Annotated in this window: 22 protein-coding genes and 1 pseudogene; 10 read left to right on the top strand and 13 right to left on the bottom strand. The window is 58.3% G+C overall.

Annotated features, from left to right (window positions below):
- Window positions 1-61: 61 nt before the first annotated feature.
- Both ABEH87_RS16565 and ABEH87_RS16570 read right to left on the bottom strand, forming a co-directional pair.
- Window positions 62-334, bottom strand: coding sequence for a helix-turn-helix transcriptional regulator (locus ABEH87_RS16565; protein WP_346577839.1), 273 nt, complete (start codon window positions 332-334; stop codon window positions 62-64).
- A 19-nt stretch (window positions 335-353) separates the two neighbouring features.
- Window positions 354-1,046 carry a LuxR C-terminal-related transcriptional regulator gene (locus ABEH87_RS16570; RefSeq protein WP_346577841.1) on the bottom strand — a complete coding sequence of 231 codons (693 nt, stop codon included), beginning with the start codon at window positions 1,044-1,046 and terminating at the stop codon, window positions 354-356.
- A 151-nt stretch (window positions 1,047-1,197) separates the two neighbouring features.
- Between ABEH87_RS16570 and ABEH87_RS16575 the strand changes: the two genes are divergently transcribed.
- The 4 genes from ABEH87_RS16575 to ABEH87_RS16590 all read left to right on the top strand — a co-directional run bounded on the left by ABEH87_RS16575 (window position 1,198) and on the right by ABEH87_RS16590 (window position 4,998).
- A complete protein-coding gene (locus tag ABEH87_RS16575) occupies window positions 1,198-1,584 on the top strand; it encodes a cupin domain-containing protein (RefSeq protein ID WP_346577843.1) in 387 nt (128 codons plus the stop codon).
- A 128-nt stretch (window positions 1,585-1,712) separates the two neighbouring features.
- Window positions 1,713-2,675 carry an NAD(P)-dependent oxidoreductase gene (locus ABEH87_RS16580; RefSeq protein WP_346577845.1) on the top strand — a complete coding sequence of 321 codons (963 nt, stop codon included), beginning with the start codon at window positions 1,713-1,715 and terminating at the stop codon, window positions 2,673-2,675.
- Window positions 2,669-3,793 carry a glycosyltransferase gene (locus ABEH87_RS16585; protein ID WP_346577847.1) on the top strand — a complete coding sequence of 375 codons (1,125 nt, stop codon included), beginning with the start codon at window positions 2,669-2,671 and terminating at the stop codon, window positions 3,791-3,793. The genes ABEH87_RS16580 and ABEH87_RS16585 overlap by 7 nt, the downstream gene beginning before the upstream one ends.
- A gap of 20 nt (window positions 3,794-3,813) precedes the next feature.
- On the top strand, window positions 3,814-4,998 hold the full coding sequence (locus ABEH87_RS16590; RefSeq protein ID WP_346577849.1) for a nucleotide disphospho-sugar-binding domain-containing protein: 1,185 nt from the start codon (window positions 3,814-3,816) through the stop codon (window positions 4,996-4,998).
- 114 nt (window positions 4,999-5,112) lie between these two features.
- Here ABEH87_RS16590 and lldD read toward each other — a convergent pair whose 3' ends face one another.
- From lldD to mdtJ, 8 genes are all read right to left on the bottom strand, one after another.
- Complete coding sequence (lldD, locus tag ABEH87_RS16595) at window positions 5,113-6,258, bottom strand: FMN-dependent L-lactate dehydrogenase LldD (protein WP_346577850.1); 1,146 nt, start codon at window positions 6,256-6,258, stop codon at window positions 5,113-5,115.
- Window positions 6,255-7,037 (bottom strand): transcriptional regulator LldR, encoded by a 783-nt coding sequence (lldR, locus tag ABEH87_RS16600; protein ID WP_346577852.1) that lies wholly within the window; start codon window positions 7,035-7,037, stop codon window positions 6,255-6,257. Before lldR ends, lldD begins: the two co-directional genes overlap by 4 nt.
- A gap of 182 nt (window positions 7,038-7,219) precedes the next feature.
- Window positions 7,220-8,125 carry an aromatic amino acid DMT transporter YddG gene (yddG, locus tag ABEH87_RS16605; protein WP_346577853.1) on the bottom strand — a complete coding sequence of 302 codons (906 nt, stop codon included), beginning with the start codon at window positions 8,123-8,125 and terminating at the stop codon, window positions 7,220-7,222.
- A 77-nt stretch (window positions 8,126-8,202) separates the two neighbouring features.
- Window positions 8,203-9,039, bottom strand: coding sequence for a PRD domain-containing protein (locus tag ABEH87_RS16610; protein ID WP_346577855.1), 837 nt, complete (start codon window positions 9,037-9,039; stop codon window positions 8,203-8,205).
- A 16-nt stretch (window positions 9,040-9,055) separates the two neighbouring features.
- Window positions 9,056-10,522: a family 1 glycosylhydrolase gene (locus tag ABEH87_RS16615; protein WP_346577857.1), complete on the bottom strand. Its 1,467-nt coding sequence runs from the start codon at window positions 10,520-10,522 to the stop codon at window positions 9,056-9,058.
- Complete coding sequence (locus ABEH87_RS16620) at window positions 10,519-12,351, bottom strand: beta-glucoside-specific PTS transporter subunit IIABC (protein WP_346577858.1); 1,833 nt, start codon at window positions 12,349-12,351, stop codon at window positions 10,519-10,521. Before ABEH87_RS16620 ends, ABEH87_RS16615 begins: the two co-directional genes overlap by 4 nt.
- A gap of 181 nt (window positions 12,352-12,532) precedes the next feature.
- Window positions 12,533-12,862, bottom strand: a complete 330-nt coding sequence (gene mdtI, locus ABEH87_RS16625; RefSeq protein ID WP_346577860.1) for a multidrug/spermidine efflux SMR transporter subunit MdtI — start codon at window positions 12,860-12,862, stop codon at window positions 12,533-12,535.
- Complete coding sequence (gene mdtJ, locus ABEH87_RS16630) at window positions 12,849-13,193, bottom strand: multidrug/spermidine efflux SMR transporter subunit MdtJ (RefSeq protein WP_346577861.1); 345 nt, start codon at window positions 13,191-13,193, stop codon at window positions 12,849-12,851. Before mdtJ ends, mdtI begins: the two co-directional genes overlap by 14 nt.
- Before the next feature lie 540 nt (window positions 13,194-13,733).
- Between mdtJ and ABEH87_RS16635 the strand changes: the two genes are divergently transcribed.
- From ABEH87_RS16635 to btsR, 6 genes and pseudogenes are all read left to right on the top strand, one after another.
- Window positions 13,734-14,852 (top strand): ABC transporter substrate-binding protein, encoded by a 1,119-nt coding sequence (locus ABEH87_RS16635; RefSeq protein WP_346577863.1) that lies wholly within the window; start codon window positions 13,734-13,736, stop codon window positions 14,850-14,852.
- 107 nt (window positions 14,853-14,959) lie between these two features.
- Window positions 14,960-16,012, top strand: coding sequence for an iron ABC transporter permease (locus ABEH87_RS16640; RefSeq protein WP_346577864.1), 1,053 nt, complete (start codon window positions 14,960-14,962; stop codon window positions 16,010-16,012).
- The gene (locus ABEH87_RS16645; protein ID WP_346577866.1) at window positions 16,009-16,797 is read left to right on the top strand and encodes an ABC transporter ATP-binding protein; all 789 of its coding nucleotides are present in this window, start codon (window positions 16,009-16,011) and stop codon (window positions 16,795-16,797) included. Before ABEH87_RS16640 ends, ABEH87_RS16645 begins: the two co-directional genes overlap by 4 nt.
- A 246-nt stretch (window positions 16,798-17,043) precedes the next feature.
- Window positions 17,044-17,471, top strand: a pseudogene (locus ABEH87_RS16650) (LytS/YhcK type 5TM receptor domain-containing protein); the annotation flags it as partial.
- Window positions 17,472-17,639: 168 nt separating this feature from the next.
- Window positions 17,640-18,629, top strand: coding sequence for a histidine kinase (locus ABEH87_RS16655; protein WP_346577913.1), 990 nt, complete (start codon window positions 17,640-17,642; stop codon window positions 18,627-18,629).
- On the top strand, window positions 18,626-19,345 hold the full coding sequence (btsR, locus tag ABEH87_RS16660) for a two-component system response regulator BtsR (protein WP_346577868.1): 720 nt from the start codon (window positions 18,626-18,628) through the stop codon (window positions 19,343-19,345). The genes ABEH87_RS16655 and btsR overlap by 4 nt, the downstream gene beginning before the upstream one ends.
- Window positions 19,346-19,347: 2 nt before the next feature.
- On the opposite strand, the gene yjiA is transcribed toward btsR, so the two are convergent.
- Genes yjiA through ABEH87_RS16675 form a run of 3 tightly spaced genes read right to left on the bottom strand, consistent with a single transcriptional unit; the run spans window position 19,348 to window position 22,721 of the window.
- A complete protein-coding gene (yjiA, locus tag ABEH87_RS16665; RefSeq protein ID WP_346577870.1) occupies window positions 19,348-20,307 on the bottom strand; it encodes a GTPase in 960 nt (319 codons plus the stop codon).
- Between the two features lie 13 nt (window positions 20,308-20,320).
- Window positions 20,321-20,524 carry a YbdD/YjiX family protein gene (locus tag ABEH87_RS16670; protein WP_133843580.1) on the bottom strand — a complete coding sequence of 68 codons (204 nt, stop codon included), beginning with the start codon at window positions 20,522-20,524 and terminating at the stop codon, window positions 20,321-20,323.
- A 46-nt stretch (window positions 20,525-20,570) separates the two neighbouring features.
- The gene (locus ABEH87_RS16675) at window positions 20,571-22,721 is read right to left on the bottom strand and encodes a carbon starvation CstA family protein (protein WP_346577871.1); all 2,151 of its coding nucleotides are present in this window, start codon (window positions 22,719-22,721) and stop codon (window positions 20,571-20,573) included.
- Window positions 22,722-22,858 lie beyond the last annotated feature (137 nt).

The following is a 22,858-nucleotide window of genomic DNA, read 5'->3' on the forward strand; positions in this document are numbered from 1 at the left end:
GCGGGGAGGGATCAGTCCTCCTGACCCCGAATTGCAGCTGATACCTGGCAGAAAACGCGCATCAGGTATCGTCCTGATGGCGACTTTTTTTCACGCGACAGAGGCGTTTAACTAATTTATTATTTTTATAATATCGCGAGGGCCATATTTTTTCAGGTGAGACGCCCAGCGCTTTCGAAATAATAAGCTCTCCTTTCGGCCAGGGTCTGATCAGCGCGTTAGCCAGTGTTCCTGAGGCCAGGCCATTTTCTCGTGAAAGACTCGCCATAGAATACCCTTTTTTCCTTATTTCTGCCTGAATGACGGCCTGGTGCCAGTCTTTGTCATCTTTCATAGTGTTATCTCCGCTGGTGTTATAAAGAAGTGAGTGATAAGGAGCGATCAAAAAACCCTTGTGGAATATAACTGTTAAAATTATGGGCGAAACAGTAATCGACCAGCCCCCTTTTGTTATTGACCTGTGCCTTGTTATATATTTTTTGCAGGTAATTACTGACGGTTCGCTGTGACAGACAGAGTTTTTTCGAAATTTCCTTACTGGTAAAACCGTGTATGGTATAAAAAATAATATCCCATTCGCGAACAGAGAACAGCTCTGAGGGGGGAGTGAAGACCAGAGACGTAGGCATTTGAAATTTTTCCAGGCTGGCCAGCGCCACGGATTCTACCGGCCTGCCGTGGAATATCGTTCCACAACATACCCCCTGTTCATTGAAGAGAGGATATTTGTCGAAATACCAGGGTTGGAGCCACTGGTGTCTCTCGAAAGGATGAATTTCAATAGAGGTTACCCGGTCCTGAAGCAGCTCAACTTTCCGGTCGTGAGCCTGAAACTGTTCCTGAAAACAGGAGGTTGAAGCTGGGAGTTCGCCATCTAAACGGCCCTCAACGCTGAAGTCGGGCGGGAGTCCTAAAAGTTCACAATATTTTCTGTTGGCGTAAATAAATGTCGAAGAACGATCTTTAGCTCCCCACGGCTCATGGCTTTTTTCCCAGAATTTGATCAACATCATGAGGCTTTGTTGCGTGATGGAATAGTTTTCCATGTGCTTTTCCTTTTTAGTCATTCATCCAATTTTTCTCATCTGACATGTTCTCGTTTACTTGAATAGATAATTGGTGTAGGTAATTACACGACGAGCAGCGTCAATTTTGCAGGGTAGAAGTTACTCTAAATTGTAACAAAAGGAGTTCGGTGTGATCACTATTTCAGACTTTAATATCGATGTTGCAGAAAAAGATGCCCTTGCAGGTATTTCAATTGCAGAAATGGTCATTAAAGACGGACTGTGCGCTTATGGAACCTCTCTGACGAAAGGCCGGCGTGTGACCTGCCATAGCCACTCAGAAGGTGAGGAATGGTATATTATTCTCTCCGGAGAGGGCCAGATATGGACAGCGGATACTGACAATAATCAGGCGGTCAATAAACAGGTTAATACGATAAAAAAAGGCTCAACTTTTTGTATTTATCCCGGAACGGCACACCAGTTGATTGCACTCACTGATTTGGAATTTATTTTCCTGTGTCCGACAACGCATATTACCTCTGACAGAACGTTTTTTGATGATTTGATAAATTAATTCGCAGCGGGTGCGATGCGCATCACGCTTAAGATCTGCCGGGCCCTGGGCGAAACAGGGCATTATCTCTTCCGTTCGCCAGATGCTATTCTTTGCCGGCCAACAGGGGCAGCATCATAGGAACGGATGTGATCAAGATACTGATAACCGGCGCATCAGGATTTATAGCTGGGCACTTTATCCGGCGTTTTTCCGGGTATGACGGTCTGCAACTCCATGCCAGCGGGCGGCGGGCGGCGCAACATCTGCCTGCGACGGTCACCTGGCATGTTGCCGATTTGACCAGCAGGCTGGATATCGCCTGCCAGCCTGATGTGGTGATCCACGCTGCCGGGCGAGCCGTCCCCTGGGGGAGCGCACATCAGTATCAGCAGGAGAACGTCGTTACGACCCGCCAGGTGATCGATTTCTGCGAACGTCGCGGCCGCCCCCGGCTGATATTTCTTTCCAGCCCTGCCGTCTGTTATCGCTATCACCACCAGTTGGACCTCTCAGAGCACAGCCCGTGCGGCCCGTCGTTCGTCAATCGCTACGCCGCCAGTAAATATGCCGCCGAACAGTTAGTGAGCCACTATCGCGGTGATAAAACCATTCTGCGCCCCTGCGCCGTATTCGGAGAGGGCGACACGCTGCTGTTGCCGCCGCTGGTCCGTGCGGCCCGTAAAAAGCAGCTGCCGCTGCTCCTGCCCGACGGTATGGCGGCGCAGGGGGAACTGATGGCGGTAGAAGTGCTGTGCGATTATCTGCTGCAGGCGGCCCGCAGCCCCCAGCTGCAGCCGGTGTACAACATCAGTAACGATCGCCCGGTAGAGATTGCCGCTTTTTTACAGCAGCTGTTGCAGCAGCTACAGCTGCCAGCGCCAGCGCGTCGCATCAAAACCCGCACCGCAATGCGCGCAGCGCGCTGGCTGGAGCGCCTTTGGCCGCTGGTGCCCACGCGTCAGCCGCCGCCGGTGACTGAATTTGGCGTCGGGGTGTTTGCTTATTCGAAGACTCTGAACGTCAGCCGGATGCTGCGGGACTTTGGCCCGCCTTCGATGACCCTGGAGCAGGGCATAACGCAGCTGATTAGCCGGGGTGTGCCATGTTAATACCGGGCGCACTATGCGCGCTGTACCTGATGATTTTACTGCTGAAGGCGGGGCTGGCGCTCCGGGTATTGCGTCAGCCGCAGCGGGATAATCCGCGGAAGCAAAGCGTCACCATTGTGCAGCCGATACTCAGCGGCGATCCGGCGCTGTCGGCGGTGCTGGAGTCGAACGTCAGCAACCTGAGCGGGGCGGCGTTCTGCTGGCTGGTGGATGAGGATGATGGGGAGGCGCAGCAAATCTGCCGCGATCTGCGCCAGCGTTACCCGGCGGTGGCGATTGATATTCAGCTGTACCCGCAGGCGGCGGAAGGGATCAATCCAAAGCTGTTCAAACTCGAGCAGGCGTGGCGCAGCGTCAGTACGGAGGTGTGTCTGGTGCTGGATGATGACAGCCAGCTGGCGGGCCAGGACTTCCATGACCTGGTGGCATCCTGCCAGCCCGGAAAGATCGTGACCGGGCTGCCGCATTACCATGCAGCGCAGGACTTGCCGTCGCGGCTGCTGGCGCAGTTCGTCAACGACAATGCGCTGATGACCTATCTTCCGCTGTTGCCCTTCAGCCCGCCGCTGACGCTGAATGGCATGTGCTATGCCCTGCACAAAGAGACGCTGGCACGGCTGGGAGGCTTTGCGCCAATCCTGCATCATCTGACCGACGATCTGGCGCTGGCCGACCTGGCGCGCCGCCATCAGGTCGCTATCGTTCAGCATACGGCGACCGTCCGGGTACAGACCAGCCTGCGCGATCTGCGGCATTACGCCCAGCAGATGCACCGCTGGAATCTGTTTGCCACTCTGCTGCTGCGTGAGAAGTCTGCCGGAATTAAGCTGATTATTTTCCTGCTGCAGGGGCTGCATCCCCTGTTGCTGTGGGGCATCCTGATCGGGATGCTGAGCGGTTCACCGGCGGCGCTCATTTCCGGCACAGCCTGCCTGCTGGTCAGGCAGGGAACGCTGTGCTGGCTGCTGCGCGGTCGCGGGGGTTCACATCCGTTTCTCTCACTGCTGTCCGAACTGTTACAGCCGCTGCATCTGCTGCACGCGCTGTGCCGCCGCAGTATCCGCTGGCGCAGTCGTCGCTATCGGGTTTTCAGCAACGATCGGTTTATTTCACGATGAGCTCAGGGCACGGCGTCACCATGAATAACGTACGGGATCTGATCCCGGCGGGCACGCGGCGCATCGATCTTCTCGCCCCGCCTTTCGCCGGGCATCTGCACCCGATCCTGGCGCTGGCATGCGTCCTCCGGGCACACTATCAGGTGCGGGTCATCAGCACGGAAAGTATGCTGCCGCGTATCCGGGCGGCGGGGCTGGAAGCACATGAGCTGCTGGCAGGCCAGGAGCAGGCGCTGCTGGCGATTGCCAATCCGCAGTATGCGGTCGGTAACCATCCTCTGCGGCTTTACAGGCAGTTCCGCGCAGCGCTGGCGCTGCTGGCAGATTTCCGCAGCGAGCTGGACGCCCTGTACCGTCAGTCAGCGCCCGACCTGGCGATTGCGGATTTTACCCTGCCCATTGTCGGTTGCGTGGCGCAGGATCGCGGCGTCCGCTGGTGGACCAGCCTGCCTTCGCCCTGCGTGCTGGAAACGCCGGACGGCCCGCCCGCCTACTTTGGCGGTCTGTTCCCCGCGCGTACCCGCTGGCAGCAGAGCCGTCATGCACTGGCGCGCTACAAGTTAAGGCTGTTTAAAAAGACGATTTTTGCGCTGTTCCGCCGCCCGATACAGGCGCTGGGGATGAAACAGCTGTACCGCGACGACGGCAGTGAAAGCGCCTATTCTGCCGAGTGCATTTTAGCGCTCGGTGACCCGGCACTGGAGTTCCCCCGCCGCTGGCCGTCAGCGGTGAAATTTATCGGGCCGGCGCTGTATACGCCACACTACGATCTGCCTGCCCCGCCGTTTAAATGCGGGCAGCGTCATGTGCTGGTCACCCTGGGGACTCATCTGGCCTGGCACAAGCAGCCGACGATTAACGCGCTGGCTCAGCTGGCCGCGACGCTGCCGGAATGGCAGTTTCATTTCACCTGGGGTGACCCGGAGACTCAGGGAACGGCGCCTGTTCAGGCCAATCTGGTCTGCCTGGCGTGGATCGATTACGAGCGGGATCTGGAACACTACGATGTGGTGATCCATCACGGCGGGGCCGGGATCATGTATTACTGCCTGCGGCATGATATTCCCGCACTGATCTATCCGGTGGACTACGATCAGTTTGATCATGCGGCCAGGATCGAAGCGGCAGGAAAGGGCATCTGGCTCAGGGGCGGCCTGTCCGCTCTGCGTGATGCGCGCCCGCTGCTGGAACAGCTGGTTTCGTAGCGGACGGTGCGGTGTGCGGGCTGACCGGAAAAGAAGGTCAGCCCCTACAGGCGTTGTAAAGACCCTCCAGCGCAGATCTTAAAAGCCCCGGTGACGGTGATAGTGGGGTATTCATCACCCCAGCCCATTCTCCACCAGCGCCGAGCGTGAAATCTCCGCCACGGACCTCATCCCCGTCAGGGTCATAGCCACCCGCATCTCTTTCTCGATCAGCGTCAGCAGATTCTCCACTCCGGCCTGACCGGCGGTGGCCAGCGCATAAAGATAGGCGCGGCCCAGCAGCACGGTATCTGCACCCAGCGCAATCATCCGCACCACGTCCAGCCCGTTGCGGATACCGCTGTCGGCCAGAATGGCAATATCACCTTTCACCGCGTCGGCAATCGCGGGCAGCGCCCGTGCGGTGGACAGCACGCCGTCCAGCTGGCGGCCACCGTGGTTGGACACCACAATACCGTCGGCGCCGAAGCGCACGGCGTCACGCGCATCGTCCGGGTCGAGAATACCTTTGATGATCATCGGGCCGTCCCAGAACTCGCGGATCCACTCCAGGTCGCTCCAGCTGATAGACGGGTCGAAATTATTCGCCAGCCAGCCAATATAATCTTCCAGCCCGGTCGGCTTGCCGAGATAGGTGGAGATATTGCCGAGGTCGTGCGGTTTGCCGTGCAGGCCCACGTCCCAGGCCCATTGCGGATGGGTGACGGACTGCCAGTAGCGGCGCAGGGCCGCATTCGGGCCGCTCATGCCCGAGTGCGCATCGCGGTAGCGCGCGCCGGGAGTGGGCATATCGACAGTAAACACCAGCGTCGAGCAGCCTGCTGCTTTGGCGCGCTCCAGCGCATTGCGCATAAAACCACGATCTTTCAGCACGTAGAGCTGGAACCACATCGGGCGCGAGATGGCTGGCGCCACCTCTTCAATCGGGCACACCGACACGGTGGACAGGGTAAAAGGAATGCCTCTGGCCGCCGCTGCTTTGGCCGCCTGTACCTCTCCCCGGCGGGCGTACATGCCGCACAGCCCGACCGGAGCCAGCGCCACCGGCATTGACAGCGTTTCATTAAACAGCGTGGTTTGCAGGCTGAGGTCGGACATATTGTTCAGCACGCGCTGTTTCAGCGCGATGCTGGCCAGGTCCTCTACGTTGCGGCGCAGGGTGTGTTCGGCATAGGCACCGCCGTCAATGTAATGAAACAGAAACGGGGGCAGGATGCGCTTAGCGGCGGCGCGGTAGTCAGTTCCGGCTGAAATAATCATCGATTTTCTTCCCTGGTGGCAGGACTGTTGTCATCCGGCAGGCGGGTGCTGCGCCGCCGCCGGGCTTCATTTTCATGCAGGTCTTTCAGGGTGGTCTGAACAAAGCCAAGATGCTGCCTGGCCGCCTGACCTGCACGTTCGGCATCGCCCGCGAGGATCGCCAGCAGTATCGCTTCATGCTGGTCCGTCAGCCGGGCAAAAATTGTCGGCGCGCTGTACATACGTTCGCGGCTGTGCGCCACCGAGGATTGCAGCAGGTCGAAGAAGCCGCGCATGGTCTGAAGCAGCACCACGTTGTGCGACGCTTCAGCAATCGCCAGATGAAAGCGCACATCGGCCTGGGCCGCCATCTCCGGCGACAGGCTCTCCTGCTGCTGGATGGCGTCAAAACAGCTTTGCAGCTTCTCTTTATCAGCATCGGTGGCGCGCAGCGCGGCATACCAGGCGGTACTGGCTTCGATGGCGTGACGGGCTTCGAGGATGTCGTTACGGTAGTCCGGATCGTCCGCGACCAGCGCCTTCAGCGGCTGGACGATACGCTGCTCCGACCACGGCGGCGGCGCGTCACTCAGGTAATAGCCGCCACCGTGACGGCTGAACAGCACGCCTTCGCCCACCAGTTTTTGCAGCGCTTCACGTAGCGAAGAGCGCGAGACGCTCAGCTCGTCAGCCAGCTTACGCTCGGCAGGCAGGCGCGCCCCTGGCGCCAGCTGACGCCCGGCGATCAGCGCCCGGATACGTTCCACGAGCGGAGCAGACAGATTTTCCCACGGCGGCATTCCAGCTTCTCCTGACAGGGGGTGGTCCTACCAAATGACGCAGTACAGCGTTCACTGCTGCTGATAGTTAATATTTTGTTATCTGAATACAACGATCTTGCGGGGAATTTTGTTTTTTTGTGGCCGGGTTGGTTATTTTTCTAAAATTGGTAGGACCAGAATCAGCAGGAAAGAGGGCGGGCTCAGGGCGCGGTTTTGACCCCTTTCGCTTGGCTGCGCGTTGACCACCAGCACAGCAGCGACCCCAGGCTGACCATCGCCGCCCCCTGCCAGAAGTTAACCGACAGGCTGGCGTTAAGCAGCAGGGCCGCCAGCAGGGCGGAAATCACCGGAATAAAGTAGGAGGCGGCCGCCAGCAGCGTCACGTTGCCGTGCAAGATGCCGGTGTTCCAGGCGGCATAGCCAAAGCCCATCGCCATCGCGGCCAGCGCCAGCCTGACCAGCACCGGTACGCTGAAGGTCATCTCCGGCTGCGGAGCCGTGAAAAACTTCACCCACAGCGCCAGCGCCGTCAGAATAAAGAACAGCGTAATACCGTTGCTGCCCTGCGCGATTTTGCGGGTGACCACACAGTACACGGCCCAGATGACGGCCCCGGCAAACGCCAGCCCGTAGCTGAGAGGGTTAGTCGCCACATTGCGGGCGATCTCTGTCAGCGAAAGGGTGCTGTCGCCCGCCAGCACCATGCCGATCCCGGCGAGGGATATCATCAGGCCCGGAATCATCAACAGGCTGCACTTCTGGCGGGTAATCAGTACCGATAACAGCACGGTCATACCTGGCCACAGGTAGTTCACCATGCCGACCTCAATCGCCTGGGCGCCGGTACTGGCGTAGCCGAGCGACAGCGACAGGCAGAGTTCGTAACAGACAAACAGCAGGCTGCCGCTAATCAGATAGGCGCGGGGAAACTTCCTGACAGCAGGAAAGCCCACCGTCAGCAGAAGCAGCAGCGCGCTGAGCGTGTAGATCATCGCCGCTCCGCCGACGGCACCAAGACCCTCACTGACACCGCGTATCAGCCCGACAATCGCGCTCCACAGCACGATGGCGATCAGCCCGATAAGCGTGGCTTTGTTTTGTGTCATGGTGTCGTCCCTGCCGTTGAAAAATGACCGGTTAAGACTTTACAGGGCGGCGTGCGAATGCGCACCGACTATCGCGTTCAGGAGGGGGTATCCGCCAGGCGGCTGATATGGATCCCTATCCAGGTTAATTCATCATTGGGTAAACGATACTGATATTTATCCTGAATATAGTCGCGCACGGTACAGGCGACTGACATCGCCAGCGGATGGAACTTCAGCATCTCGTGATAAAAGTCATCGCCTTGCTGCGCCGGTATTTTCTGCGCAATCACCCGTTCGGCAAAATAACGCAGATGCGTAATAAAGCGGTGGTAGTTCACGCTGCTGATATCGATGTTTTTATTCAGCTTATAGCGAACAATTTCGGCAATACGGTTCACCAGCTGTACCTGCTGGTGGGCATCACCGCTGTCCGGGTCGCCGGAGGCGTTAATCAGATGGAAGGCAATATGCACCGCCTCGTCATCGTCCAGCGCCACCTGAAAACGCTGGCTGGCGAGATCGCGACCCTGCACACCGATCTGATATTCACGCGGATAGTAGCGTTTCACCTCCCACGACAGCTTATTCGCCAGCGGGTTGCCCGCCCTGCAGCGCTCAACGGCATAGAACAGATGCTCCGCCAGGGTGAAAAACAGCACGCTGCTCAGTTTCTCAACGTACTGTTTTTGCGCCAGGGCGATAATATCGTGGGTCAGGTCAAAAAAGGCCGCCGGAACCGTGTCGGTGAGTGAGAGAAAGTGCTGAGTTTTAAACTCTTCAAGCGGGATAAACACCTGCTCGATACTCTCCCTGTCCACCAGGGTGCCGGGTCTGGCACCAAATCCAATCCCTTTGCCGAACAGGATCAGTTCGCGCTGGTCCTGTTCGACCAGCAGCAGACTGTTGTTCAGCGACTTCTTCACTTTCATCACGATATTTCCTGCGGCTTTAACTGAGATCGCTGCCGTTGCTGGCAATCACCTGCTGATACCAGTAAAACGAGTCTTTACGCAGACGCGCCAGCGTACCGTTGCCGTCATCGTCCTGATCGACATAGATAAAGCCATAGCGTTTGGACATCTGCGAGGTTCCGGCACTAATAATGTCAATGGTTCCCCAGCTGGTAAAGCCCAGCAGATCAACACCTTCGTCTATCGCGGCCTGCATTTGTTCGAAGTGTGATCTGAAGTAGTCAATGCGGTAGTCGTCATGAATTTTGCCATCCACCAGCACGTCTTTTGCCCCCAGACCGTTTTCCACAATAAACAGCGGTTTCTGATAGCGGTCGTACAGCTCCAGCAGGGAGATCTTCAGCCCCACAGGGTCAATCTGCCAGCCCCATTCAGACGCAGGCAGGTAGGGGTTTTTCACGCCGAGTACGGTATTGCCCGGAATGCGTTCGGCGTCCGGCTGGGTGGATTCGGTTATCGACATATAGTAACTGAACGACAGGAAATCGACGGTGTGCTGGCGCAGGATTGCCAGATCGTCCGGCTGCATCTCCAGATGGATGCCGCGCCGTTCCAGGTCACGCAGAATCAGCGGTGGATACTCGCCTTTGACCTGCACGTCGGTGTAGAAGTAGTTTTCCAGGTTCTTCTTCAGCGTGGCTTCCACATCCTGCGGGTGGCAGGTACGCGAATAGGTGGTCAGCTTGGTGAGCATACAGCCGACCTGGCTGCCGGGGATTTTGGCGTGGCAGTCGCGCGTCACCAGCGCCGAGGCTACAAACTGATGGTGCAGAGCCTGATAGATGTCCTGCGTCGCCTGGCCTGGGGCGCATTTCTCTTCGCGGATACCGGCGGTGGTGAACGGGTGGCGGTGAATACTGTCGATCTCGTTAAACGTCAGCCAGTAGCGCACCAGGTCTTTGTAACGGTCAAAGCAGGCGTTGCTGTAGCGCACAAAGGCCTCCACCACGTGACGGTCAACCCAGCCGTTGTACTTTTCGCTCAGCTTCAGCGGCATCTCGTAGTGCGACAGCGTGACCAGCGGTTCGATATGGTGCCTGCGCATTTCACGGAACAGATCGTCATAGAATTGCAGTCCTGCCTCGTTCGGCTCCTGCTCTTCGCCCGCCGGGAAGATGCGCGACCAGGCAATCGAAACGCGCAGCACTTTAATGCCCATCTCGGCGAACAGCGCCAGGTCTTCTTTATAACGGTGATAAAAATCGATGCCGCGACGCTTAGGATAGAGCGCATCGCGGGTGCCGTTCAGCGCATCGCGGATATTCTCGTCGGTCAGCGCCATATGTCCGCTGTAATCGGTCAGATCCAGATTGCTTTTATGGGCGATGGCATCGGCCACCGACGGACCTTTGCCCGCCACATTCCACGCCCCTTCAGCCTGGTTAGCGGCAATCGCTGCGCCCCACAAAAAGTTTGGGGGAAAAACAGGGTTGTTCTGCTTCATACCGACTCCTTTAAAGTCATTACATTACAGGGATGGCCGACCGCGCTGGTCAGCGTGTTCGCTGACACCTGAAAACGCTCACTGTTGGTCACCACCATGATCACCACCGGATCAAATCCGGCCGCGATAATCGCCTCAAGATCGAATGTTACTAGCAGCTCGCCCGCCTGCACCGACTGGTTTTCTGTCACCTGTGGGGAGAAGCCGCGCCCATCCATTTTGATGGTGTCGATGCCAATATGGAAAATCAGCTCGGCACCGCCGTCGGTCAGCATGCTGAGCGCGTGACCGCTGTCGAATACGCTGCCGATCGTGCCGCTGGCCGGGGCAAACAGCGCGCCACGTCTGGGAATAACCGCAATGCCGTCGCCCATGATCCCGGCCGAGAACACATCGTCACTGACCTGGGCTAATGGGATCACCCTGCCTTCGGCCGGGCTGAGCAGGTCAATGCCGCTCAGCGCAGACGGCAGTCCGCTGGCGGCGGGCTGCGGCTCTTCCTGCCAGATCAGCAGGGTGGCGACAAAGGTGATGACAAATGCCAGCGCCGCGCCCAGCAGGGCATAGAGGATATTCGACGGGTTATCCGCCGCGACAAACATTGAGATACTGGCCAGCCCCGGCCCCACCAGCGCAAAGGCTTCGACCGCCATCCAGCCAATAAAGCCGCCGCCGATCACGCTGCCGACAATCACGGCGTACAGGGCTTTCTTGTTCAGCAGGGTGATGCCGTACAGCGCCGGTTCGGTAATGCCGCACAGGGCGGAGAGCGCCGCCGACAGCGCGGTGGATTTTTTGTTTTTATCACGGCTTTTGAAGTAGATGGCAAAGCAGGTCGCGGCTTCGGCAATATTGTGGGCCAGCGACGCGGGCAGGTAGAGCATCTCGCGGCCAAACTGTGCCATTGAGGCCACGACATAAGGGATCATCGGTTTGTGCATCCCGGAAGCCACCATAAACGGCAGCACGCCGGCCAGCAGTGCGGTAGCGACAAAGCCCAGTCGGTCATACAGCCAGAGTATCACCGTGGCCAGTCCGGACCCCAGCTCATAGCCGAGCGGGCCGAGGAACAGCAGCGTTACGGGTACGGTAACCAGCAGCGACAGCATCGGGGAGAGAAATACCCGCAGTGCGGCGGGCGAATAGCGGTTAAACAGTTTCTCGGTCTGAGCGTAGAACAGCACGCAGAGAATGGCCGGGAACACCTGTGAGGCATAGGCGACATTTTGCAGGTCCAGCGCCAGGAACTGCGCGCCTTCCGCCAGCTGTTTCGCCATCGCGGGCAGCAGCAGGACCGACACGGCGGACACCGCCACCAGTATATTGACCTTCAGCTTGGTGGCGGTGGTGATCGCCACCAGAACGGGCAGAAAGTAGAGCGGGGCAGAGCCGATATTATCCAGCACTTTCCAGGTTGAGCTGCTGCGGCTAAGCCAGCCGAGCAGGTCCAGCAGCAGCAGCAGCGACTTCAGTACGCCGCCACCAGCAATCGCCGGGATCAGCGGCTGGAAAATACTGATCACGAAGTCAACGATCCTCGCCCCAATGCTGATGCGGGCGGCGGGTTGCTTCGCGCCGGTTTCACGCCCTGCGGCAAGGTCACGCACCGCTTCAAAGATGCCGATCACCTCTTTGCCGATGATCACCTGGCACTGCACGTTGACGCGCACGCCGAGGACGCCCGGTACCTTCTCCAGCGCCGCCTGCTGCACCAGTGCGTTATCATTGAGCGTCAGCCGCAGTCGGGTTGAACAGTGTTCAATATGGTCAATATTATTGATACCGCCCACCAGAGCGACGATCTGTTGTGCCGTTTCCATGTGATTCATCTGACGCCCCTTCTTTCACGCAAAAAAAAAGACCTGAAGCCCTCCGGTGAGGGAGAGCTTCAGGTCTTGCCTGGTCGATACCAGTGACACGCCTGCGTTCACTTCTATCGCCAGCGGCGGCTAAAGGCAACCAGATTGCATTCTGCTGTACAGATTTTGTGAGCGCTATTGCAGAGTGGGATCAGGAAAGCTTAATCATCACCATGCCGATCAGCAGCAGAACCACCCCCAGCCAGCCTTGACGATTCAGGCGCTGACCGAACAGGATCCAGCCTGCGGCGATGGTCGCCACCAGCCCGAACCCGCCCCACAGCGCGTAAGCGACGGACAGTTCAATCCCTTTCACCGCCTGCGCCAGCGCGCTGAAAGCCGCCAGCACGGCCAGCAATGACAGCAGGCCAAAGGCTTTACGCTTAAAGCCGTCTGACAGCTTAAGGAAAATATTGGCGGCAATTTCCAGCACGATGGCCGCGCACAGCCAGGCGGCATGTAGCCACTCAAACGCCTGCATGCGGCCTCCTGCTGCTGGTACCGGATTTAATCAGGATAATCCCCGCCACCAGCGTGGCCAGGCCGAAGAGTCTGGCCAGCGAGACGGACTCATCGAATAACAGCACGCTGAACAGCGTAATAAACAAAATACCGATCCCTTCCCACATCGCGTAGGCGACGCCGAGGGCGATTTTTTTAATCGAAACGGAAAGGGCGATGTAAGAGAGAGCGATCATCACCAGCATCAGGAAATAGCCCAGCTGATTATCGCTGACGTCTGACCACTTCATTAATAGCGTGCCGGCGATCTCAAGCGCGATCGCCAGAGCCAGTAACATCCAGTAAAACATGATTTTTTCTTCCACAAAAACTGTCTACGCGCCAGCCTGAAAAGCGTACAGGCGGCAATAAATTACAGACAAACAGAATGAGGAAGGGGACTAAAGCGCGTTACGCCAGTGTTGTTCACCGGAAAGGGAATAAGCAGAAGAGAAAAGGGGAGAGCGGTTTTGCCAGGTCTTGCCGATATTATCCATAATATTTACAACTTATCCGCGTTGTTGCTTCTCGTCAGTGCGGAAAGAGAATTGTCCTCAGTAGTGATACACGCCTCTCTTTTACCCGATCATCAACCGTTAAGCTGGCTTATTTTCAATTCTTTACGCTGCATTTAAAACAAAAAGCAGCGAATATCACTGTCTGATGGCGTTATAACGCGCCAGAGAACGGTTCAGGGGCAGAGTTCATCACTGAGGTCGTTGCTCACGCTGCGAGATAATGCAGCCACTAAATCAGTTGCAGGAAATCGTTAAACTGTGTAAAAAACCGTATCAAATCTAACTGATAATCATTTTTATTTGTCTTTAGTTTCTTACCAGGAACCTGTATCCATGACCCTCTCTGTATTAAATCCGCGTGCCATTGTCTGCGCGCTCTCCCTGGCGGTACTGGCAGTGGCCACATCGGCCTCCGCCAAAGTTCAGACGCTGACCGATGTCATCGGCCGTGAAGTGAAAGTTGACCTGCCTGCCAAACGCGTGGTGCTGGGTTTTTACTTTGAAGATTACATGTCGGTGGGCGGTGAAAAAGCGTACGACTCCGTGGTCGGCATTTCTCGCGAAGCCTGGGAAGGCTGGGTGCCGGCGAACTGGAATATGCACGTGGCGCACCGCCCTTCGCTGAAGAACATTCCGGACGTGGGGGAAGTGGAAGCACAGAGCTTCTCGGTAGAAAAAGTGCTCAGCCTGAACCCGGACCTGGTGATCCTCGCCGACTGGCAGTTCCAGGCGCTGGGGCAGGATGTGCAGCGCATTGAAAAACAGGGTATCCCGATTGTGGTCATCGACTACAACGCACAGACCGTGGAGCGCCACGTGGCCTCAACGCGCGTGCTGGGAACGCTGACCGGGCAGGAGGCGCGCGCCAGTGAAATGGCGGCGCTGTACGCCGGTGCGCTGAAGCAGGTGGCTGACCGCATTGCGGCGGCGGGCAAACCGCAGCCAAAGGTGTACGTGGAGTTCGGCAACAAAGGGCCGGAAGAGTACTCCTTTACCTACGGCAAAAATATGTGGGGCTCAATGGCTACGGCAGCGGGTGGCAATAACATCGCTACGCCGTTCGTGGAGTGGTGGGGGCCGCTGAACCCGGAGCAGGTGCTGGCGTCAAAACCGGACGCGATTTTCATCTCCGGGCGTGAGAACAATAAAAATCCTGACGCGCTGCCGATGGGGCAGGGGGTAAACGAAGCGGAAGCGCGGGCGAAGCTGAAAGGCTTTGAACAGCGTGCGGGCTGGAACCAGTTACCGGCGGTGAAAAACGGCAAGGTGTTCGGCGTTTATCAGGGCGCATCGCGCACCCTGTCAGATTTCGCGATGGTGCAGTATATGGCGAAGCAGCTCTATCCTGAGCTGTTTAAGGATATCGACCCGCTGGCAAATTACCTGAACTTCTACAAAAAATACCTGCCGGTGACCCCGAAAGGCACCTTTGTTGTTAGCGTAAAAGCGTAAGCCAGCCTTGCCTGTCTCATCCGGGGCGACGACAGTCCGAATCGCCCTGTTTTCCGAAGCGGCGACCGCAGTTTGGGTCGCCGCGCGCTGTTAGCCAGGACCGTTTAATGAACACTCCTACCGACCATCGTGCTGCTATTGCGGCACATCGCGTGCGCGAAGGTAAGCGCTGGCGCTATGTGTTGCTTTTTATTCTGCTGACGGCCGCCTGCCTGGTGCTGGATATTGCCACCGGGCCGTCGCTGCTGGCACCGTCAGAGGTGATCCGCTCGCTGACCGGCATCGGTGAACGGGCGGCGATGACCGACGCCATCGTGCGGGAGTTTCGCCTGCCGATGGCGCTGATGGCGCTGGTGGTGGGCGCGGCACTCGGCGCCGGAGGTGCGCAGATGCAGACCCTGCTCAATAACCCGATGGCCAGCCCCTACACGCTGGGGATGGCCGCCGCTGCCGGGTTTGGCGCGGCGCTGAGCCTGGCGGCGGGCGGCTTCGGGCTGAACCCGATGATTGCCGTGCCGGTGGGGGCTTTTCTCTTCTCCATGCTGGCGGCGCTGTTCCTGTTTATGCTGGCGTCGATGCGCCGGGTGCGAACTGAAACCATTATCCTCGGCGGCATTGCGCTGCTGTTCCTGTTCCAGTCGATGCTGTCGCTGATCCAGTTTCTTTCCGCACCTGAGCTGTCGCAGCAGATATTATTCTGGCTGTTCGGCAGCCTGACCAAAGCCACCTGGCCCACGCTGGCCCTGACGGCAGGCGTGACGCTGGTGTGCTGTCTGCTGCTGATGGCGGACTCGTGGAAGCTGGCCGCCCTGCGCATGGGGGAAATGCGCGCGCTCAGTCTGGGCGTCAACGTGCGGCGTCTGCGTATGAAGGTGCTGGTGATTGTTGCGGTGATGACGGCGACGGCCACCAGCTTCGTCGGGGTGATCGGCTTTATCGGCCTGGTGGCCCCGCATATTGCCCGCATGCTGGTGGGGGAGGATCAGCGTTTTTCCCTGCCGATGTCGCTACTGAGCGGTGCGCTGATGCTGTCGGCCGCCTCGGTATTGTCGAAATCTATTGTGCCCGGTGCGCTGTTTCCGGTAGGCATAGTCACCGCCATCGTCGGCGTGCCTTTCCTGCTGTGGCTGATTTTTTCCCCGCGAAGGAGTGCGCTGTGATCCAGCTTGATAATATCTCTGTTCACCGTCAGGGGCGGCCGGTGATCGATGGGGTCAGCGCCGGGCTGGAGGCCGGTAAAATCCATGTAATTATCGGCCCGAACGGCACCGGTAAAACCACCCTGCTGAGCGCAATCTTTGGCGAGCTGGCGCTGGCCTGCGGACAGATCCGCTTTGGCGGGGCTGCGCTGGCGGCGGGCAAGCCATCGGGCCGCGTCCTGCACGCCTGGCGCGACGTGTTTGCCTACCTGCCGCAGGACAGCAGTGCCGATATTGGCCTGACGGTGCTGGAAGTGGTGGTGCTGGGACGGCTGGGCAGGCTGGCGCTGCATATTGATGATGAAACGCTGGAAGCGGCGATGCAGCGCCTGGCACAGGCGGGTATCGCCCATCTTGCCGGGCGCGATATCGCCTCGCTGAGCGGCGGGCAGCGCCAGATGGTGCTGTTTGCCCAGGTGATGATGCGTGAGCCGCAGGTGATGCTGCTGGATGAACCGGTCAGCGCCCTGGATCTGAAACATCAGCTGGCGCTGCTGGACCTGGTGCGGCGTGAAACCCGCGCCCGCGGCTGGGTCACGGTGATTGTGCTGCACGATCTCAACCTCGCCTGCCAGTATGCCGACAACCTGCTGGTGGTGGCACAGGGGAAAATCCAGGCCGCCGGGAAACCGCGTGATGTGGTCACCGCCGACCTGATCGCCGCCACCTACGGCGTTGAGGTGGAGATCCTGCGCGATCGTGCCGGTCATCCGGTGATCCAGCCGTTCAGCCGCGCGGCAGGGTAAGCTCAGAGTCAGTCAGGGCATGAACCGCCCTTACTGTGGCATTTTTCTGTCAAAATGGCGTACCAGCTCGCATTTTGCAGCTTGATGCAGGAAAGATTGCCTTGCCGGGTGTATGTTGCTGGCATTGGGAATTTTGAGTTACAGGGCATGTACGAATTTACGTTAATTTTACTGCTGTTACAGCAGATGTGTGTCTTTCTGGTCATCGCCTGGCTGATGAGTAAAACCCGTCTGTTCATCCCCTTAATGCAGGTGACGGTGCGCCTGCCGCACAAGCTGCTGTGCTACATCACCTTCTCGATTTTCTGCATTATGGGCACCTATTTTGGCCTGCATATCGAAGACTCGATTGCCAATACGCGCGCCATCGGCGCCGTAATGGGCGGCCTGCTGGGCGGGCCGGTGGTCGGCGGGCTGGTGGGGCTGACGGGGGGCTGCACCGCTATTCGCTGGGCGGCATGACCGCGCTGAGCTGCATGATTTCGACCATTGCTGAGGGGCTGCTGGGCGGCCTGATGCACAGTATTCTGATCAAACGCGGGCGCAGCGATAAGGTCTTCAGCCCGCTGACGGCAGGGGGGATCACCTTTATCGCCGAACTGGTGCAGATGGCGATTATCCTGCTGATTGCCCGCCCGTTTCAGGATGCGCTGCACCTGGTGCAGAGCATTGCCGCCCCGATGATGGTCACCAACACCCTGGGTGCGGCGATGTTTATGCGTATCCTGCTGGATAAGCGGGCGATGTTTGAGAAATACACCACGGCGTTTTCCGCTACGGCGCTGAAGGTGGCAGCCTCTACCGAGGGGATCCTGCGCCAGGGCTTTAACGAAGAGAACAGCATGAAGGTGGCGCAGGTGCTCTACCAGGCGCTGGATATTGGCGCGGTGGCGATTACCGACCGGGAACGGTTACTGGCCTTTACCGGCACCGGCGACGACCACCATCTGCCCGGCAGGCCCATCTCGTCGTCTTATACCTGGCGGGCGATTGACAGCGGGGAAGTGGTGTACGCCGACGGCAACGAGGTGCCGTACCGCTGTTCGCTGCACCCTAACTGCAAGCTCGGCTCCACGCTGGTGATCCCGCTGCGGGGGGAAAATCAGCGGGTGATCGGCACCATAAAACTGTACGAGCCGCGCAACCGCCTGTTCAGCTCCATCAACCGCACGCTGGGTGAAGGGATTGCACAGCTGCTGTCGGCGCAGATCCTGGCCGGTCAGTACGAGCGCCAGAAGGCGCTGCTCGCCCAGTCGGAAATCAAGCTGCTGCATGCCCAGGTCAACCCGCATTTTCTGTTTAATGCGCTGAATACCCTGATGGCGGTGATCCGCCACGACAGCGATAAAGCCGGGCAGCTGGTGCAGTATCTTTCCACCTTCTTTCGCAAAAATCTCAAGCGCCCGTCGGAGATAGTGACACTGGCGAATGAGATCGAACATGTGAATGCCTACCTGCAAATTGAGCAGGCGCGTTTTCAGTCGCGGCTGAGCATCCGCTTACGGGTGCCCGACGAGCTGGCGTATTACCAGCTTCCGGCGTTCACCCTGCAACCGATTGTTGAAAATGCCATTAAGCACGGCACCTCGCAGCTGCTGGGCACGGGGGAGATCACCCTGCAGGCCAGCCGCGACGGGCAGCATCTGGTGCTGGATATTGAAGATAATGCCGGGCTGTATCAGCCCGGAGAGAGCAGCGGTGGGCTGGGGATGAGCCTGGTGGATAAACGTTTACGCGCCCGCTATGGCGACGCGTACGGGATCACCGTCACCTGTGAGCCGGATTGTCTCACCCGTATCACCCTGCGGTTGCCGCTGGAGGAAACTGTATGATAAGCGTATTGATTGTGGACGATGAGCCCCTGGCGCGTGAAAACCTGCGCGTCCAGCTGCAGAATGAAGCCGATATCGAAATTGTCGGAGAGTGTGGTAATGCGGTTGAAGGTATCGGCATGGTGCATAAACTGCGCCCTGACGTGCTGTTTCTCGACATCCAGATGCCGCGCATCAGCGGGCTGGAAATGGTCAGCATGCTCGACCCGGAAGAGCGCCCGTGGATCGTGTTCCTCACCGCCTTTGATGAGTTTGCCGTACAGGCGTTTGAGGAACATGCCTTTGACTATCTGCTGAAACCGGTGGAAGCGTCGCGCCTGAATAAAACGCTGATGCGCCTGCGCCACGATCGTCACGGTCAGGATGTTTCGGTCCTACCGGACAGTCAGCAGGATCTGAAGTTTATTCCCTGCAGTGGCCTGAGCCGCATCTGGCTGTTGCAGATGGAAGACGTGGTGTTTGTCAGCAGCCGTCTGAGCGGGGTGTACGTCACCAGCCAGGAGGGAAAAGAGGGCATCACCGAGCTGACATTACGCACGCTGGAGAACCGCACGCCGCTGCTGCGCTGCCATCGCCAGTTTCTGGTGAATATGGACCATCTGAAGGAGATCCGCCTGGAGGATAACGGCCAGGCTGAACTGCTGCTCCGGGGCGGCCATACCGTACCGGTCAGCCGCCGCTATCTGAAAAGCCTGAAGGAGGCGCTGGGGCTGTAGATTCAGGGTTTCAGCCCGGCAAACGCGGCGCGGATTTGCGCTTCCGGTAGCTGTACGCCGATAAACACCAGCGTACTGGCAGGCAGCTCATCAGGCTGCCACTCGCGGTCCCAGTCGGCGCTGTACAGGCGCTGTACGCCCTGGAACAGCAGGCGGCACGGCTGGTCGGCAATCCACAGCATGCCCTTGTAGCGCAGTAGCTTATCGGCGAAACCGGCCAGCAGCTCCTCCATCACTCTGGAGACCGCCTCCAGCGCCAGCGGGTAGTCCAGCTCCAGCACCACCGAGACGATATCATTGCGCTGCTGCGGGATAAACTGGAAGCGCGGCTTCGGGGTGACGATCGTCTCTTCCAGCATAAATCCGCGCGTATCAAACAGCAGCGCCAGGTCAATATCGCCGTGGATCGCCGGATAGATCGGCGCGCGGGCGTTGATGCGCTGCAAACGCTCCAGCAGCGCCGGCGGCGTGCCGCTGATATCGGTTTTGGTCAGCAAAATACGGTCGGCATAGCCCACCTGCGACTGCGCCAGAATATACTCATCCATCTGCTGCCCGGCGTGAACCGCATCCACCAGCGCGATCACCCCGTCCAGCAGATAGCGCTGGCAGAGAACGTCATGGGAAAAAAAGGTCTGAATAATCGGGCCGGGATCGGCCATGCCGGTGCATTCAATGATTAAGCGGTCAAAAGTGATTTCACCGCTGTCGCGACGTGCCAGCAGGTCCAGCAGCGCCTCTTCCAGTTCGCCGGAGCGGGTGCAGCAGATGCAGCCGTTGGTCAGCGTGGTGATCTGTGTGGCGCGGTCGCCCAGCAGCTGGTTATCAATCGCGACGGCGCCAAACTCATTCTCAATCACAGCAATTTTATAATCCTGCTGTTCGTGCAGTATATGACGCAGCAGCGTGGTTTTACCCGCGCCGAGAAAACCAGTCAGTACGGTAACGGCAATCGGTGTCATGGTCTTTTCCTTATCAGCAGCAGCGCATGCCGCCTTTACCGTCCCCGCCGTAGCGCGCCTGCTGGCGCTCGCGGAAGAACTCTTTATAGGTCATCACCGGCTTGTCCGGATGATTGGTCTGCATATGTTCGACGTAGGTGTCGTAGTCAGGAATACCGACCAGCATCCGCGCGGCCTGGCCGAGGTATTTTTTCGCTGCGCCGAGATTATCAAACATAATATCTGTCCTGTTCTGCGGGCCGGTCATGCCCGGCCCGCAGTGATTAATGACCGGATGAAATCTTGATCCCTTCCTTCGGCACCGCGAAATACGGTGTTTCCGTATCCGTTGGCTGATCGGACTGGCGTGCTTTCAGCCAGGCTTTAATACCGTAGAAGATAATACTGTACACCACCACGAGGAACAGAATACTCAGGCCTGCGTTGGTGTAGTTGTTGATCACGATATGATTCATATCGGCGATCTGCCTGGCGGTCAGTTCACCGCCTGCCGCCACTTTCGCTTTGTACTCCCCGGCCATATAGAAGAAGCCTTCCATCTGCGGGTTGTTGCTGAACAGCTTCAGACCCAGTGCCCAGGTAGTACAGATCAGCAGCCAGATAGCGGGCAGCATGGTCACCCAGATGTACTGCGTGCGCTTCATCTTAATCAGCACCACACTCGCCAGCACCAGCGCCACGGCGGCCAGCATCTGGTTCGAGATGCCGAACAGCGGCCACAGGCTTTTCACGCCGCCCAGCGGGTCAACCACGCCCTGATAAAGCAGGTAGCCCCACAGCCCGACGCAGCCTGCGGTCCCGACCACGCCGGCCAGCAGCGAGTCGGTTTTTTTCAGGAACGGCACGAAGTTCCCCAGCAGATCCTGCAACATAAAGCGGCCGGAACGCGTACCGGCATCCAGTGCGGTGAGGATAAACAGCGCCTCAAACAGAATGCCGAAGTGATACCAGAAGCCCATATCGGCAATCGGCATAATTTTGTCGAACACGTGGGCAATTCCGACGGCCAGCGTGGGCGCGCCGCCCGCACGGTTCAGCACCGACGGCTCACCGATATCTTTCGCGGTTTGCAGGATCTCTTCCGGCGAGATAACAAAGCCCCACGAGCTGACGGTGGCGGCCGCCTGAGCGGTCACGTCGTGCAGCTGCGCCATGATCATCGGTGCGTTCGCGCCGCCCAGCTCGTGCAGGTTGGGCATCACGATGCCGAGACCAGCCGGAGGGGTATTCATGGCGAAGTAAAGGCCGGGTTCGATAATCGATGCCGCCACCAGCGCCATCACTGCCACAAACGACTCCATCAGCATTGCGCCGTAGCCGATAAAGCGCGCGTCCGTTTCACTGGCCAGCAGTTTTGGCGTGGTGCCGGATGCGATCAGCGCATGGAAACCGGAGACCGCACCGCAGGCGATGGTAATAAACAGGAACGGGAACAGGGCGCCTTTCCACAGTGGACCGGTGCCGTCAATGTACTGGGTCAGCGCCGGCATTTTCAGTTCCGGGTTGAGGATCACAATCCCGATGGCCAGGCCGACAATGACGCCGATTTTGAGGAAGGTGGCCAGATAATCACGCGGGGCGAGGATCAGCCACACCGGCAGCAGCGCGGAAATAAACGCGTAGCCAATCAGGGTAAAGGTGATGGTGGTGTCTTTAAAGGTCAGCGCCGGGCCCCAGTAAGGGTCGTGGGCGATGACGCCACCGAAGTAAATGGAGGCAATCAGCAGTATCACGCCAATCACCGAAATCTCACCCACCCGTCCGGGGCGGATAAAGCGCATATAGATGCCCATAAACAGCGCAATCGGCACCGTTGAGCAGACGGTAAACACCCCCCACGGGCTTTCCGCCAGCGCTTTCACCACGATCAGCGCCAGCACCGCGAGGATGATAATCATGATCAGGAAGCAGCCGAACAGTGCGATGGTGCCGGGCACCGGACCCATCTCGTTTTTGATCATCTCACCGAGCGAGGCACCGTTACGGCGCTGGGAGATAAACAGCACCATAAAGTCCTGCACCGCTCCGGCCAGCACTACGCCTGCCAGCAGCCACAGCACGCCGGGCAGGTAGCCCATCTGTGCCGCCAGCACCGGGCCGACCAGCGGTCCCGCCCCGGCGATCGCGGCGAAGTGATGACCAAACAGCACGTTACGGTTGGTCGGCACGTAATTCAGGCCGTCATTGTTCAGCACCGCCGGAGTGGCGCGGGTCGGGTCGAGTCTCATCACCTTCTGGGCGATATACAGGCTGTAGTAGCGATAGGCCACCAGATAGACCGAGACGCTGGCGACCACGATCCACAGCGCACTGATATGTTCACCGCGCCGCAGTGCGACGACGGCCAGACAGCATGCTCCGATGATGCCAAGAATCATCCAGGGTATATGCCTGATAAACTTATTTTTATTCATAGGGGACCTGGTTTTAACGATGTTATAGGGTGTGCAATCGAAATGTTGGTATACCGGGTCTATGGTGGCGAATTTCAATAGCTACCGGGGGGATAATTCGCTGAGTGGTTATAATGCGGGGGTAAGCGGTAGCCTGC

The organism is Erwinia sp. Eh17-17, assembly GCF_039675725.1.
GTDB lineage: Bacteria > Pseudomonadota > Gammaproteobacteria > Enterobacterales > Enterobacteriaceae > Erwinia.

Bases quoted from the DNA above. Each gene is read 5' to 3' on its own strand.
- ABEH87_RS16565 (WP_346577839.1), bottom strand. From the start codon at position 334: ATGAAAGATGACAAAGACTGGCACCAGGCCGTCATTCAGGCAGAAATA.
- ABEH87_RS16570 (WP_346577841.1), bottom strand. From the start codon at position 1,046: ATGGAAAACTATTCCATCACGCAACAAAGCCTCATGATGTTGATCAAA.
- ABEH87_RS16585 (WP_346577847.1), top strand. From the start codon at position 2,669: ATGTTAATACCGGGCGCACTATGCGCGCTGTACCTGATGATTTTACTG.
- ABEH87_RS16590 (WP_346577849.1), top strand. From the start codon at position 3,814: ATGAATAACGTACGGGATCTGATCCCGGCGGGCACGCGGCGCATCGAT.
- lldD (WP_346577850.1), bottom strand. From the start codon at position 6,258: ATGATTATTTCAGCCGGAACTGACTACCGCGCCGCCGCTAAGCGCATC.
- lldR (WP_346577852.1), bottom strand. From the start codon at position 7,037: ATGCCGCCGTGGGAAAATCTGTCTGCTCCGCTCGTGGAACGTATCCGG.
- yddG (WP_346577853.1), bottom strand. From the start codon at position 8,125: ATGACACAAAACAAAGCCACGCTTATCGGGCTGATCGCCATCGTGCTG.
- ABEH87_RS16615 (WP_346577857.1), bottom strand. From the start codon at position 10,522: ATGAAGCAGAACAACCCTGTTTTTCCCCCAAACTTTTTGTGGGGCGCA.
- ABEH87_RS16620 (WP_346577858.1), bottom strand. From the start codon at position 12,351: ATGAATCACATGGAAACGGCACAACAGATCGTCGCTCTGGTGGGCGGT.
- mdtI (WP_346577860.1), bottom strand. From the start codon at position 12,862: ATGCAGGCGTTTGAGTGGCTACATGCCGCCTGGCTGTGCGCGGCCATC.
- mdtJ (WP_346577861.1), bottom strand. From the start codon at position 13,193: ATGTTTTACTGGATGTTACTGGCTCTGGCGATCGCGCTTGAGATCGCC.
- ABEH87_RS16635 (WP_346577863.1), top strand. From the start codon at position 13,734: ATGACCCTCTCTGTATTAAATCCGCGTGCCATTGTCTGCGCGCTCTCC.
- ABEH87_RS16640 (WP_346577864.1), top strand. From the start codon at position 14,960: ATGAACACTCCTACCGACCATCGTGCTGCTATTGCGGCACATCGCGTG.
- ABEH87_RS16655 (WP_346577913.1), top strand. From the start codon at position 17,640: ATGAAGGTGGCGCAGGTGCTCTACCAGGCGCTGGATATTGGCGCGGTG.
- btsR (WP_346577868.1), top strand. From the start codon at position 18,626: ATGATAAGCGTATTGATTGTGGACGATGAGCCCCTGGCGCGTGAAAAC.
- yjiA (WP_346577870.1), bottom strand. From the start codon at position 20,307: ATGACACCGATTGCCGTTACCGTACTGACTGGTTTTCTCGGCGCGGGT.
- ABEH87_RS16670 (WP_133843580.1), bottom strand. From the start codon at position 20,524: ATGTTTGATAATCTCGGCGCAGCGAAAAAATACCTCGGCCAGGCCGCG.
- ABEH87_RS16675 (WP_346577871.1), bottom strand. From the start codon at position 22,721: ATGAATAAAAATAAGTTTATCAGGCATATACCCTGGATGATTCTTGGC.